At 64.5% G+C, this 11,970-nt stretch carries 14 protein-coding genes; 7 read left to right on the top strand and 7 right to left on the bottom strand.

Annotation, left to right across the window (positions count from 1 at the left end):
• Window positions 1-32: 32 nt before the first annotated feature.
• The 4 genes from KBY57_RS05680 to KBY57_RS05665 all read right to left on the bottom strand — a co-directional run bounded on the left by KBY57_RS05680 (window position 33) and on the right by KBY57_RS05665 (window position 4,864).
• Window positions 33-1,256: a cation:proton antiporter gene (locus KBY57_RS05680; protein WP_254994930.1), complete on the bottom strand. Its 1,224-nt coding sequence runs from the start codon at window positions 1,254-1,256 to the stop codon at window positions 33-35.
• A 55-nt stretch (window positions 1,257-1,311) separates the two neighbouring features.
• Window positions 1,312-2,568 (bottom strand): organoarsenical effux MFS transporter ArsJ, encoded by a 1,257-nt coding sequence (gene arsJ / locus KBY57_RS05675; protein ID WP_254994929.1) that lies wholly within the window; start codon window positions 2,566-2,568, stop codon window positions 1,312-1,314.
• Between the two features lie 9 nt (window positions 2,569-2,577).
• Window positions 2,578-3,603: an ArsJ-associated glyceraldehyde-3-phosphate dehydrogenase gene (locus tag KBY57_RS05670; protein WP_254994928.1), complete on the bottom strand. Its 1,026-nt coding sequence runs from the start codon at window positions 3,601-3,603 to the stop codon at window positions 2,578-2,580.
• 94 nt (window positions 3,604-3,697) lie between these two features.
• Window positions 3,698-4,864 (bottom strand): Fic family protein, encoded by a 1,167-nt coding sequence (locus KBY57_RS05665; protein WP_254994927.1) that lies wholly within the window; start codon window positions 4,862-4,864, stop codon window positions 3,698-3,700.
• 172 nt (window positions 4,865-5,036) lie between these two features.
• Here KBY57_RS05665 and KBY57_RS05660 point away from each other — a divergent pair, with 172 nt between their 5' ends.
• Genes KBY57_RS05660 through KBY57_RS05650 form a run of 3 tightly spaced genes read left to right on the top strand, consistent with a single transcriptional unit; the run spans window position 5,037 to window position 6,769 of the window.
• Entirely contained in the window at window positions 5,037-5,387 is a 351-nt protein-coding gene (locus tag KBY57_RS05660; protein WP_254994926.1) for an ArsR/SmtB family transcription factor, read from the top strand.
• A 6-nt stretch (window positions 5,388-5,393) separates the two neighbouring features.
• Window positions 5,394-6,455 (top strand): ACR3 family arsenite efflux transporter, encoded by a 1,062-nt coding sequence (arsB, locus tag KBY57_RS05655; protein WP_254994925.1) that lies wholly within the window; start codon window positions 5,394-5,396, stop codon window positions 6,453-6,455.
• Window positions 6,456-6,478: 23 nt separating this feature from the next.
• Window positions 6,479-6,769, top strand: coding sequence for a hypothetical protein (locus KBY57_RS05650; protein ID WP_254994924.1), 291 nt, complete (start codon window positions 6,479-6,481; stop codon window positions 6,767-6,769).
• Between the two features lie 46 nt (window positions 6,770-6,815).
• Here KBY57_RS05650 and KBY57_RS05645 read toward each other — a convergent pair whose 3' ends face one another.
• The 3 genes from KBY57_RS05645 to KBY57_RS05635 form a co-directional block, all read right to left on the bottom strand.
• Window positions 6,816-7,580, bottom strand: coding sequence for an SDR family NAD(P)-dependent oxidoreductase (locus KBY57_RS05645; protein ID WP_254994923.1), 765 nt, complete (start codon window positions 7,578-7,580; stop codon window positions 6,816-6,818).
• An 82-nt stretch (window positions 7,581-7,662) separates the two neighbouring features.
• A complete protein-coding gene (locus tag KBY57_RS05640) occupies window positions 7,663-8,106 on the bottom strand; it encodes a carboxymuconolactone decarboxylase family protein (RefSeq protein ID WP_254994922.1) in 444 nt (147 codons plus the stop codon).
• Window positions 8,107-8,298: 192 nt separating this feature from the next.
• Window positions 8,299-8,544 carry a hypothetical protein gene (locus tag KBY57_RS05635; RefSeq protein WP_254994921.1) on the bottom strand — a complete coding sequence of 82 codons (246 nt, stop codon included), beginning with the start codon at window positions 8,542-8,544 and terminating at the stop codon, window positions 8,299-8,301.
• A 233-nt stretch (window positions 8,545-8,777) separates the two neighbouring features.
• On the opposite strand from KBY57_RS05635, the gene KBY57_RS05630 reads away from it, so the two are divergent.
• From KBY57_RS05630 to KBY57_RS05615, 4 genes are read left to right on the top strand one after another with little or no spacing between them, the layout of a single operon-like run.
• On the top strand, window positions 8,778-9,425 hold the full coding sequence (locus KBY57_RS05630) for a Crp/Fnr family transcriptional regulator (protein ID WP_254994920.1): 648 nt from the start codon (window positions 8,778-8,780) through the stop codon (window positions 9,423-9,425).
• Entirely contained in the window at window positions 9,422-10,117 is a 696-nt protein-coding gene (locus KBY57_RS05625) for a winged helix-turn-helix domain-containing protein (protein ID WP_254994919.1), read from the top strand. Before KBY57_RS05630 ends, KBY57_RS05625 begins: the two co-directional genes overlap by 4 nt.
• A 58-nt stretch (window positions 10,118-10,175) precedes the next feature.
• Window positions 10,176-10,868 carry a response regulator transcription factor gene (locus tag KBY57_RS05620; RefSeq protein ID WP_094559987.1) on the top strand — a complete coding sequence of 231 codons (693 nt, stop codon included), beginning with the start codon at window positions 10,176-10,178 and terminating at the stop codon, window positions 10,866-10,868.
• Window positions 10,849-11,955, top strand: coding sequence for a sensor histidine kinase (locus KBY57_RS05615; RefSeq protein WP_254994918.1), 1,107 nt, complete (start codon window positions 10,849-10,851; stop codon window positions 11,953-11,955). Before KBY57_RS05620 ends, KBY57_RS05615 begins: the two co-directional genes overlap by 20 nt.
• Window positions 11,956-11,970 lie beyond the last annotated feature (15 nt).

Genomic DNA, 11,970 nt, shown 5'->3' with positions numbered 1-11,970 from the left:
TTTTTTTGTTGCGCGTCTGCGTTCACTGAACGTCAGCGGGTGTCCAGCTGTGGGCTTTCCGGTAGCAACACCCGATCCGCCACCAAGCTGCTGAGCCACGCCCCCAAGGGTGCTGTGGTGAGGATGCTGAGCACCGCTACCGCCAGGATGATTTCACCCGGTCCGCTGGGCAGACCCACGGCTTGCATCGCCAGCAGCGGCATGGCTCCGATCGCCGCCTGCACCGTGGCCTTTGGGATGTAGGCCACCGTCACAAACAGCCGCTCGCCAGCGCTTAAACCACTGCGCGCTAAGCAGATCAGCACGGCCCCGCTGCGAGCAACCAGTCCGATGGCCAACACCGCCAGCCCCGCCAGGCCGCTGCGCCAGGCCACCTCCAAATCCACCTGGGCACCCACCAGGGTGAACAGCACCAGTTCTGCAAACACCCAGATCGAGGCCAGTTTGCCCGCGATCGGCTGCGCCAACTGGGGCCGCAGCTCCAGCAGCAGCAGCCCGAGGCTGAGCGCGGCCACCAGGCCGGTGAAGGGCACCAGGCCCTGGATGCTGTCCTGCAGTCGCAGCAGCAGCAGTGCGAGGGCCAGGATCACCAGAACCTGACGGTTCACCTGGGGCCCAAAGCGTTCGATCCAACGCAGCAGCACTAGGCCCACTCCCGCGCCTGCTGCAGCACCGAGCAGCAGCCCCAGGGGTAGCCCGGCCAACTGGGTCCACGGCAGCTGCAGCCCAGGGCTGCTGGCCTGTTGCACCAGCAGGCCCAGCAGCAGTCCATTCACCACGATCACGGCGATGTCATCGAGGGAGGCTGCAGCCATCACCAGTTGGGGGATGGCCTTGGCGGTGCCCCGTTGCTCCTCGATCAACCGCAGCATCAGCGGCACCACCACGGCGGGCGAAACCGCTGCAATCACCGAGCCCAGCAGGGCAGCTTCCAGCCAGCCCAGCCCCAGCAGGGGCTGGGCCACCAGGGTGATCGTGAAACCCTCCACGGCTGCCGGAATCCAGGCCAGCAGCAGCACCCGCCCGCCCACCTGCTGAAGCGTGCGCAGGTTGAGGCCAAAGCCCACCCGCAGCAGGATCACCACCAGCGCCATCTGGCGCAGCTCGCCGCTGAGGGCCAGCAGCTTGGGATCGAGCAGCCCCAGCCCCGACTGCCCCAGGGCGATCCCCACCAGCAACATGCCGATCAGCCCCGGCAACCCAAGCCGCCGAAACAGGCCATCGGCCAGCAGCGCCAGGATCAGCAGCTCAGCCATTCCAAACCAACCCATGGCCTGCCTCCCGCCCGTTGGCGGTAGATCGGGCTGAGTCTTACCCGGCTTGGGACAACTGCCGTGGCGGCGATGGCAGCCGGGTGCTCACCACGGCTGCCAGGGCCACCAGCAGGGCCGAGCTCCACAGGCAGGCCTGCAATCCCCCCACCAAAAACAGGGCCCCGGAGAGCACCGTGCCCAGCAGGCGGCCGGCGGCATTGGCCATGTAATAGAAGCCCACGTTGAGGCTCACCGATTCGGCATCGGTGTAGGCCAGCACCATGTAGCTGTGAATCGAGGAATTCATGGCAAACACCACCCCGAAGGCCGCCAGCCCCACCACCACGGCTACACCGGGCTGAGCCACCTCACGCCAGAGGGCGATGGCGATCAGGGCCGGGATAGCGGTGAGCAGGGCACTCCAGAACTCCACCGCACTCACGCCAGGCGGTGCACTCTTGCCCCAACTGCGCCGCAGGGCCGGGGCGGCACCCTGCACGATCCCGTAGCCGATCACCCACAGGCCCATGAAGCCGCCCACCTCCCAGAAGCGCCAGCCCAGCGCGCTCTGCAGAAACACCGGCAGCGCCACCACAAACCACACATCGCGGGCGCCAAACAGAAAGAAGCGGGCCAGAGACAGCACATTGATGCCCTGCGATTTGGAGAACAGGGCCGTGAATTTCGGCTTGTCCTTCATGCGGCCGATGTCACCGGGGAGCACCAGGGTGAGCAGGAAGGCGGCAAACAGGCCGGCGGCCATGGCGCCCACGGCGGCATTGAAGCCAATCGTGGTGAGCAGCAGCCCCCCCAGAAAAAAGCCCACGCCCTTGAGGGCGTTCTTGGAGCCGGTGAGAATCGCCACCCATTTGAACAGCTGGCTTTCGCCCTGGCTGTGATCCTCCGGGGTTTCTGCCACCACGGTTTTGATGGCGCTCTTGGCGCTCATCTTGTTGAGATCCTTGGCGATGCCGCTGATCGCCTGGGCCACCATCACGTAGGCCACGCTCCACCACTTGGGCCAGCTGTCGGCCACCGGGATCAGCATCAGCAGGGCCGCCACCTGCATCAAGGTGCCGCTCCAGAGGGTGAGCCGCAGCCCGAAGCGGGCCCCGAGCCAGCCGCCATAGAGGTTGGTGACGATGCCGAAGAATTCGTAGAAAAGAAACAGGAAAGCGATCTCGAGCGTGCTGTAGCCCAGCTCGTGGAAGTGAAACACCACGAGCATGCGCAGGGCGCCGTCGGTGAGGGTGAAGGCCCAGTAGTTGGCCGTCACGACCGCGTATTGCTGCAGGGCGGATAGGGCGCGTGCCATGGCGTTGGCTCAGCGCTCGTCAATCAGAGCCACATGGCTCACCAGATCCGCCATGCGCGAGCTGTAGCCCCACTCGTTGTCGTACCAGGCGTACACCTTGAGTTGGGTGCCGTTCACCACCATCGTCGAGAGGCCATCGACGATGGCGCTGCGATCGTCGTTGACGTAGTCGACCGACACCAGCGGCCGGGTTTCGTAGCCGAGGATGCCGCGCAGTGCGCCGTTGGCGGCCGCCTCGAATGCGCCGTTCACCTCCTCCACCGTGACGCTGCGCTTGAGTTCAAACACCGCATCGGTGAGCGATGCATTCAGCAGCGGCACCCGCACGGCGTGACCGTTGAGCTTGCCCTGCAGCTCCGGAAAAATCATCCCAATCGCCTTGGCTGAGCCCGTGGTGGTGGGGATCAGGCTCTGGCTGCAGGAGCGCGCCCGGCGCAGATCGCTCTTGAAGCCGTCCACCACCCGTTGGGTGTTGGTTACATCGTGCAAGGTGGTGATCGAACCGTGCTCGATGCCGAAGCTCTCGTGCACGACCTTCACCACGGGTGCGAGGCAGTTGGTGGTGCAGGAGGCGGCTGTGATCAGCCGGTGCTGTTCGGGGGCATACAGGTGATGGTTGATGCCGAACACCACGTTGAGCGCTTCGGCGCCGGCGATTTCGCCCTTGACCGGGCAGGCCACGATCACCCGTTTGAGCCCCACCGCATCGAAATAGGGCTGCAGCGTTTCGGGCGTCTTGAATTTGCCGCTGCACTCGAGCACCATCTCCACGCCGGCCTCCCGCCAGGGCACGGCAGTGGGATCGCTCTCCTGGCTGTAGCTCACCGGCTGGCTGCCGACGAAGAAGCCGCGTGTGTTTCCCTGCACCGCCTGCTGCCAGCGGCCATGCACGGAATCAAAGGCCAGCAGGTGGGCGGCGGTGGCGGCATCGCCGCCGTTGTCGTTGACGTGCACCAGCTCAATGCCGGGCCGGCCCCACAGGGCCCGGAACACCAGGCGGCCGATGCGGCCGAAGCCGTTGATGCCGATTTTCATGGGGCAGCGCTTGAAGCTCGACCCACTCTCCCATCAAGCAGAGTTGATGGGTTTTATGGCGTGGTTAAGACGGGTGGGGAAGGGCGGGCCAGGGCTACTCCGGCGGCGCTTCGCCAAACAGCTCCACATAGGGCTGATAGCAGAAGCGCCTGTTCCGCTTCTGGCCAGTGATCTCGCGAAGGATGTCGAGCGACTCCAGACGCGCCACCAGGCCATTGGCCGCCGGGTAGGTGGTGTGGATCAGGGCTTCGATCGCGTTGACGCTCACGATCGGTCGGTCAAACAGGCTCTCCAGCACCCTGTGGCCGTTGGCGGCAGCACGCCCGAGGTGATCGGTGATCAAGGCCCGATGCTGTTCCCGCAGCGCCAGGATGCGCCGGGCTGTGCCGCTGGCCTCCTGGCTCACCTCGGCCACGCCTCGCAGGAAGAACGCCAGCCAGTTTTCCCAGTTGCCGTCTTCGCGCACCGCCTGCAGGTGGTCGTAGTACGCCTGGCGGTGCTGCTTGAAGTAATGCGAGAGATAGAGCACGGGCTTGTGCAGGATTCCTTTCTCGGTGAGCAGGAAGGTGATCAGCAGTCTCCCCACTCGGCCGTTGCCATCGAGAAACGGATGGATCGTTTCGAACTGGGCGTGGGCCAGTCCGATGCGGATCAGAGCCGGTAGATCGTCTTGGGCGTGGAGAAACTGTTCCAAGGCCCCCAGAGCTTCTGGTAGCTCCTCCGGGGGTGGCGGCACAAAGGTGGCAGTGGCCAGGGTGCAGCCACCAGGGCCGATCCAGTTTTGGCTGCGTCGCAGCTCGCCTGGGGTGAGCCGGCTGCCGCGAACTCCCTGCAGCAGCACGGCATGGATCTCGCCGATCAACCGCATCGACACGGGCAAGGTGGCGAGGCGTTGCAGGCCATGGTTCATCGCCCGCACGTAGTTCACCACCTCATCCACATCGCGGGGGAGGCCGCCGGCTCCGAATACCTTGGCCTCCGCTGCCAGCAAATCCTGCAAGGAGCTCTGGGTGCCTTCGATCTGGCTGGAGAGCACTGCTTCCTTGCGCACGTACATGAAGACAAACAGGTCAGGGTTCGGCAGCGTTTCCACCGATCCATCCAGTCGCCCCAGGGCCCGATCAGCCTGGGAGAGCAGCGCCTGCAATTCACCGCTCAGCCGCACGGGCGGATCCGGCGGCAGGGGAGCCGGACGGAAGGCGCGATAGCCCGATGGCTGGCTGCGGTAGGCGCCGGCGCGGTTGGAGCGTGCTTCGAACATGGGTCGCGCAGCCTTTCGCATGGGCCGAGAATGGCCTCATGTTATTTGCAGCCTTTAGTATGGGACGACGACGTGGATTTGTGTAAGCAGGTGTTGTCTATGGCTGGGTCCTCTGCCCAGGTGCTGGCTGCTCGCACCAATTAGCTTTGATGGGTTCAGCAGGCTCTCGTCCGTGCCCGTTGCCACCGCCCCCCTTGCCACTGCTCCCGTTGCCCCAGCGCCCCTCCAGGCCGATCAGGCCCGCCAGCGCCTCAAGGCCCTCGCCGATCCGCTGCGGTTGCAGGTGATCGAGGCTCTGGCCGGCGGTGAGCGTTGCGTCTGCGAGCTCACCAGCGAGCTGGGGTTGGCTCAGTCGAAGCTGTCGTTTCACCTCAAGGTGCTCAAGGAGGCGGGGCTGCTCGTGGATCGCCAAGAGGGCCGCTGGGTGTACTACCAACTGCAGCCAGAAGCCCTCGAGGGCCTGCGGGGCTGGTTGGCCGATCTGGCGGCTGGTTGCACCGCCCCCGCCAGCCCCTGCTGTTGAAACGCCATGGGGATCTTTGAGCGCTTTTTGAGCCTGTGGGTAGCCCTGGCCATCGCGGCTGGTGTCACCCTCGGCGCCGTCTTCCCGCAGGCGGCGGAGGCTGTGGCAGGTCTGGAATTTGCCCGCATCAACCTGCCGATTGGCCTGCTGATCTGGGGAATGATCTACCCCATGATGCTGGCGGTTGATTTCCATGCGCTCGTCGATTTGCGCCGTCAGCCCAAGGGGCTGGTGGTCACCGTGGTGGTGAACTGGCTCATCAAGCCACTCACGATGACGGCCATCGCCTGGCTGTTCATTCGCGGCTTGTTTGCGGCCTGGATTCCACCAGCCATGGGCGATCAATACATCGCCGGCATGATTCTGCTGGGGGTGGCCCCCTGCACGGCCATGGTGTTTGTTTGGAGCCGACTCTGCGGTGGCGATCCCAACTACACCCTGGCTCAGGTGGCCATCAATGACCTGATCATGGTGTTTGCCTTTGCCCCGATCGCAGCCCTGCTGCTGGGGGTAAGCCAGGTGATCGTGCCTTGGGACACCCTGGTGACCGCTGTGGGCCTGTTTGTGGTGGTGCCCTTGGTGGCGGGCTGGTTGACCCGCTTGCTGTTGCACTCCCCAGGGCGGATTGAGCGCTTGGAGCACCGCCTGAAGCCCCTGGCAATCCTGAGCCTGATCCTCACCGTTTTGGTGCTGTTCATGGTGCAGGCCCGGTCCATTCTCGCCAATCCGCTGGCGATCGCCCTGATTGCCATCCCCCTGATCCTGCAGACCTACCTGATCTTCTGGATCAGTGCCCAGTGGATGCGGCGTTGGCGTCAGCCCCAGGCGATTGCTGCCCCTGGCGCCATGATTGGCGCTTCCAACTTTTTTGAGCTGGCGGTGGCGGTGGCCATCAGCCTGTTTGGCCTTAAATCCGGAGCCGCCCTGGCCACCGTGGTGGGGGTGCTGGTGGAGGTGCCGGTGATGCTCTCCCTGGTGGCGATTGCAAACCGCAACAGGCGCTTGTTTCCGTTCCGCCCCCCCTGTCAAGCAAGCGCGATACCGGCATCGTCCGCCGGCCTTCCATAACCTCCCGCCAGCTGATTGGGGCTATGGCCTCTGCATTGCCGTTGTGGAAGGCTTGCGGGCCCGTTGCCCTGCCCCTGCTGCTGCTGTCGGTGGCGTTGTTCACCGTGGGCTTCGATCGGGATGGCGGCGGCGGACAGCTCGCCAGCGCGGACACCCTCGATGGCGACATCGCCGCTGCTCTGGCCGCCGCCGCCAGTTCCGGGGCGGCCTTGGCCACCGCTCAACTGCTGCCCCGGCTCGGCCGCGCCGTCCCCATGGCGAGCGCAGCCTGGGGCATCCAGATCCTGGGGCGATGTCCCAGGCCTACAGACTGATGGTCGCTACCCGGCCACGGGATTCAGCCAACGAGAAGTGAGGGGCTTAAATCCCCAGGGTCTCGCCACCATCGATGTAGAGATCATGAAAGGCAATATGTGCCGAATCAGGAGATAACAAAAAGGCTGTGGCCGCAGCCACCTGCTCAGGGCGACCCACATGACCATCCGGTACGGCTGGCCGAAATGACGTCAAGCTGCCGGCGGCTAGATCATCAAGATTGGGGTGATCTGCCATCAGTTTGTGCATCATGTCTGACTCCGTCGCTCCGGGCGAGATCACATTGATGCGAACTCCCAAGGGCACGGTCTCGAGCGCAAGGATGCGCAACGCATGGCGCATGCCGGCCTTGGCTGCTCCATAGGCAATCTGCCCCAGGCGCGGAAAGCGCCCGGAGATGGATCCAATCGCCACAATGGAGCCAGAGCCGCGGCCCACCATTTCACGGGCATACCCTTGGGCGGTAAAGAACACCCCAAATAGATTGATGGCCATAACGTTGTCGATCTGCTCGCGGGTGGTTTCCAAGGCCGGAGCGCTGGTGTAGATCCCCGCCGCGATCGCCACGCGCTCGGCCTCTGCCGTGGCAGCCACGAGCGTGGCAACGGAGGTTTGATCGGCGAGGTCAACGTGCAGCACATCCACCGGCAGATCATCACGGCGCAATTCGTTGGCCAGAGCATCCATTGACGCGTCGGAAATGCCAGCGATCACGAGCTTGTTGGTCCAGGCCTCCCGGGCGACACGACGGGCGATTGCCGCACCGATGCCGTGGGCAGCTCCCACCACAACAGTTGTTCCTGGGGCCATTGACTGTTCCTCGTGATTAAGTCTGCTTCATGGCTGGCAACGCCTCAGCAAAACGAGGCTGAATTGTGCCAGTCGTGATTGTCTATGATTGGGTTAACCCAGGTGCATCGGGCATCGATGCTTCAATCGGCACCTGCAACACGTTGTTGGTGAGGGCGAACAGAACGTACTGGGAGATCAAGCCGATCAGATCCACCACCTGCTGGGCGCTTAATTGGCTGCCGTATGCAGCCCAAAGTTCAGCCGATACGGTGCGCTCTTCCACCATGGCTTCTGTCAGGGTGAGCAAGGCCCTCTCGAGGCCACTGAAAGCCTCAAAGCGACCCAGCCGCACCGCCTCAATTTCCTCATCACTGGCACCAAATTCCTGGGCCACTGGCACGTGGTGCTTCCACACGTAATCGCTGGCATAGAGGCAGCCAATCCGCAGGATGACCAACTCCTGCTGCCGCTCGCCGAACGCCATCGAGCTCTTGCTGGTGACCCACCAATTCAGGAAGGGGCCAAGCAGGTCTGGGCTGTGCATCAGCTGGCCCAACACATTTTCCGGATAGCCAGGCCCTTTCAGCCCTGCCCCAGGAATGCGCTCCAGAATGGCGCAACACTCTGGGCTCAGATCATTGGTGGATCGAGCGCCCTGCCTTGGGTTGCTTTCATTGGGGTGAACGGGTGGGATGCCCATGATGGAAATGGAGGTTGATCCACACGCATTCAACTGTTAAAAGTTGTTTTGGGTGATCAATACTTCGTTTTGCTTCTGATTTCGAACATGCTCTATCCTGCGGTCGTGCTGATGCGAAGCGCCCGCACTGCTATTAACCGTTTCTGCAGGGATGGATTCATCAAGCAGATCTGCCGCCACAACAAACACGTCACAACAAGCTGGCCAAATCAAGCCTGTTGGTTTTTTAGAGGGATCGTCGAGCGATGGCCCATTTTTGGTGCGGTGGTCTGACCGAAACACCGACCTCAGTCCATGGTCGCCAGCCCCAGGCGCGACGTGCGTGGTCCCGCACTCCCGCCTGGACTTCGTTGAGATCGTCTGCTTCCGGGACGCTGTGGCCGCGATGACTTGTTGCGCCGCGCTCTGGTCGGCTCCTCTGCCCTAACCGACCCTTAAACCCCGCACTACCCGGTCTTTGCCTCTCGGCGCTGAGCCCTCCATAGCGTTCTGCCAAACCAACGGCTTGTTCCGCGATGGTGTTCACGCCCTCCCTTCAACCGGGTCGCAGCGACAGTTTTCGCGAGCTGCTGGAGACCAGCTACGAGAAGCTCAGCCTGGTGCATCTGGCGCCTGGCAGCCAGGTGCCCCTGCTGAAGCGCAACGTGTGGGTGGTGGTGCGGGGCATGGTGAAGCTATCCGCCATCTCGATCCACGGCGATGAGCTGCTGCTGGGCTTGGCCGGCCCGAACGAACCCTTCGGCGATCCGCTCACCAACGTGGAGGCCTATGCGGCCACCACCCTGGTGGATAGCGACCTGCTCTGCCTCAGCTGCGAGGAGATCCAGCGCTCTCCCCACCTGGCGATGGGTTTGCTTCAGGGCATGGCGGCCCGCTACCGCCAGAGTGAAGCCCTGCTGGAGCTGCTGGGCCTGCGGCGCATCGAAGAGCGGGTGCGGGGCTTCCTTGAGTTGTTGGCCAACGACTACGGCCAGCCCTGTGAGCAGGGCCTGTGCCTGCAGATCAAGCTCACCCACCAGGATCTGGCCAGCGCGTTGAGCACCACCCGGGTCACCGTGACCCGCATCCTGGGCGCGCTGCGCGACGAGGGTTGGCTGCAGATCGATAGCCAACGGCGTCTCGTGGTGAGCCATCTCCCCCAGCAGCGCCATTCGCATCGATGAGTCAGCCGTCGATTCGGCTGCTGTTGGTGCATTCCGATCCTGCGGCAGCCCACCGGCTCCGCCACGACCTTGTCGAGGCGGGGTGCGAGGTGAGCCGTTGCAGAGATGTAGACGACGCTGCCGAGCAGCTTGCCACCCCCTCGGATTGGGAGCTGCTGGTGCTCGATGGCAGCCTCGGCGCGCAGGCCGCAGCATTGTGCGCCCGGGTGCGGGCGGCCGAGATGTCGATCCCGGTGCTGATGCTCTGCCCGGGCAGCAGCGAAGCCGATCGGATCTGGGGCTTGGAGGTGGGCGCCGACGACGTTCTGCCAGAACCTTTTGGCCTGGCGGAATGCTTGGCCCGCTGCCGGGCGCTGGTGCGCCGTCACCAGCTCGGGCTGGAGGCCACCCCCGAGCTGCGTTGTGGCGCGGTGACCATGCGGGTGGAGGAGCACCGGGTCAGCCGGGATGGCCAGGACGTGACCCTTTCGCCCCGGGAATTTCGCCTGCTGCAGTTTTTTCTGGAACATCCGCGCCGGATCTGGAGCCGCGATGAACTCCTGACCCGTGTGTGGGGTGAGCTCGAGGCGGCGGAACTCGACCCCAAAACGGTGGATGTGCACATTCGCTGGCTGCGCCTCAAGTTGGAGGCCGATCCAGCCCAACCAGCCCTGATCACCACCGTGCGCGGGCAGGGGTATCGCTGTGGTTGAAACCTCTTCCGTTGAAACAACCTTCTGGGGTTTCAAGCTCGCCGGTGAGAATGGCGCCATGCAGCCGTCCTTGTTGGTCGTCGAAGACGACGAAACGATCCGCGAAACGATCCGCGAAGCCCTCGAATTGGAGGGGTTTGCGGTGCAGGCCTGCGGCAACGGTCGCGATGCCCTGCAGTTGCTGCAGCGGGCACCGGAGGGGCAGGGGTTTGCGCTAGTAGTGCTGGATCTGATGTTGCCTGGCTTGGGGGGGCTCGACGTCTGCCGCCAGCTGCGCCAGCAGAGCAACCAGACCCCGATTCTGGTGGTGAGCGCCCGCGACACCGAAACCGATCGGGTGCTGGGTCTCGAGGTGGGCGCCGACGACTACCTTGTTAAGCCGTTTGGCATGCGGGAGTTGGTGGCCCGCTGCCGGGCCCTGCTGCGCCGCTCCTCCAGCCAAACCTCCCGGGCCCGGGTGCTCGAGCACGCCAATCTCAGCCTCTATCCGGAGGAATGCCGGGTGACCCGGGATGGCCTGGAGGTGAACCTCTCGCCGAAGGAATACCGCCTGCTGGAGCTGTTCATGCAGAACCCCCGGCGGGTGTGGAGCCGCGATCAGCTGCTGGAGCAGCTCTGGGGCATCGACTACTTCGGCGACAGCAAAACCGTGGATGTGCACATCCGCTGGTTGCGCGAAAAGCTGGAAGAGAATCCTTCAGCCCCGGTGCATCTGATCACCGTGCGGGGATTTGGCTATCGCTTTGGTTAGCGCCCTCAACCGACTGATGGGGTTGTGGCATCGGCGTGGAGGCTGGCGCCGCCCCCTGCCCCCGGCCCGGCAGCTGCTCAGCTGGATGGATTCGTCGGCCACTGGCTGGATCTTGCTCGAGCGCAACGGCACCGTGGGCCACATCAACCCCCGGGCGGAGCGGATTCTCCAGCTCGATGCGGGGCGGCTGCTGGTGGGCCAGCCCTTTGCCGAGATCTGTGCCGATCCCGGCCTGGCCAGCAGCATCCGGATCGCCCGCCGTCAGGATCGCCCCCAGCGCTTGGAGTGGCACTCGGGCGGCCAAGACCTCGACGTGATGGTGGTGCCAGGCCGCGACGGCTGGCTGGGCGTGCAACTCCAGAGTCGCCGCTCCCTCGATGCCCAACTGGAGCAGCAGGAGCGCTGGGTGAGCGATGTAGCCCACGAGTTGAAAACGCCCCTCACGGCCCTGTTGCTGGTGGGCGACAGCCTCGCCGCCCAGGTCAACAGCCAGAACGCCCGCCTGGTGGAGCGCTTGCAGCGTGAATTGCTGCGGCTGCAGGAGTTGGTGGGGGATCTGCTTGAGCTCTCCCGCCTCGAGAACACGCTGCCAGGCGCCGCTCAGCGGACGAGCGTGGTGGATCTGCCCCAGTTGGTGGAGCAGGTGTGGGCCAACCTGCGCCCCCTCGCCGATCCGCGTCAGATCCACCTGGCGTTGGAGGCACCCGCTGTCCTGCAGCTGCGCGGCGACAGCTCCCGCCTGCACCGGGCCCTGCTCAACCTGCTCGACAACGCCCTGCGCTACAGCCCGGAGGGCGGCGAGCTGCGGGTGAGCCTCGACAGCCGCGGCGACTGGTGCCAGTTGAGCGTGGCCGACCAGGGCCCAGGCCTCAGTGAGGACGACCTGGCCCATCTGTTTGAGCGCTTCTACCGGGGGGACCCCGCCCGGGCCCGTAACCAACGCATCGGCAGTGGCCTGGGGCTCTCGATCGTGCAGCAGATTGCCGTCACCCACGGCGGTCGCATCCAGGCCAGCAACCGCCCCGAGGGTGGAGCCCTGCTGGAATTGATCCTGCCGGGGGTCGTGCGGCCTGGCGAGGCTGGCTAGCTTTGGAGCGACTGA

Origin of the sequence: Cyanobium sp. Aljojuca 7D2 (assembly GCF_024346415.1) — a bacterium.
In the GTDB taxonomy this organism is placed as follows: domain Bacteria; phylum Cyanobacteriota; class Cyanobacteriia; order PCC-6307; family Cyanobiaceae; genus Cyanobium_A.
This window is presented reverse-complemented; position numbering and strand designations above follow the sequence as displayed.

Bases quoted from the DNA above. Each gene is read 5' to 3' on its own strand.
- KBY57_RS05680 (WP_254994930.1), bottom strand. From the start codon at position 1,256: ATGGCTGAGCTGCTGATCCTGGCGCTGCTGGCCGATGGCCTGTTTCGG.
- arsJ (WP_254994929.1), bottom strand. From the start codon at position 2,568: ATGGCACGCGCCCTATCCGCCCTGCAGCAATACGCGGTCGTGACGGCC.
- KBY57_RS05670 (WP_254994928.1), bottom strand. From the start codon at position 3,603: ATGAAAATCGGCATCAACGGCTTCGGCCGCATCGGCCGCCTGGTGTTC.
- KBY57_RS05665 (WP_254994927.1), bottom strand. From the start codon at position 4,864: ATGTTCGAAGCACGCTCCAACCGCGCCGGCGCCTACCGCAGCCAGCCA.
- arsB (WP_254994925.1), top strand. From the start codon at position 5,394: ATGGGGATCTTTGAGCGCTTTTTGAGCCTGTGGGTAGCCCTGGCCATC.
- KBY57_RS05650 (WP_254994924.1), top strand. From the start codon at position 6,479: ATGGCCTCTGCATTGCCGTTGTGGAAGGCTTGCGGGCCCGTTGCCCTG.
- KBY57_RS05645 (WP_254994923.1), bottom strand. From the start codon at position 7,580: ATGGCCCCAGGAACAACTGTTGTGGTGGGAGCTGCCCACGGCATCGGT.
- KBY57_RS05640 (WP_254994922.1), bottom strand. From the start codon at position 8,106: ATGCACAGCCCAGACCTGCTTGGCCCCTTCCTGAATTGGTGGGTCACC.
- KBY57_RS05630 (WP_254994920.1), top strand. From the start codon at position 8,778: ATGGTGTTCACGCCCTCCCTTCAACCGGGTCGCAGCGACAGTTTTCGC.
- KBY57_RS05625 (WP_254994919.1), top strand. From the start codon at position 9,422: ATGAGTCAGCCGTCGATTCGGCTGCTGTTGGTGCATTCCGATCCTGCG.
- KBY57_RS05620 (WP_094559987.1), top strand. From the start codon at position 10,176: ATGCAGCCGTCCTTGTTGGTCGTCGAAGACGACGAAACGATCCGCGAA.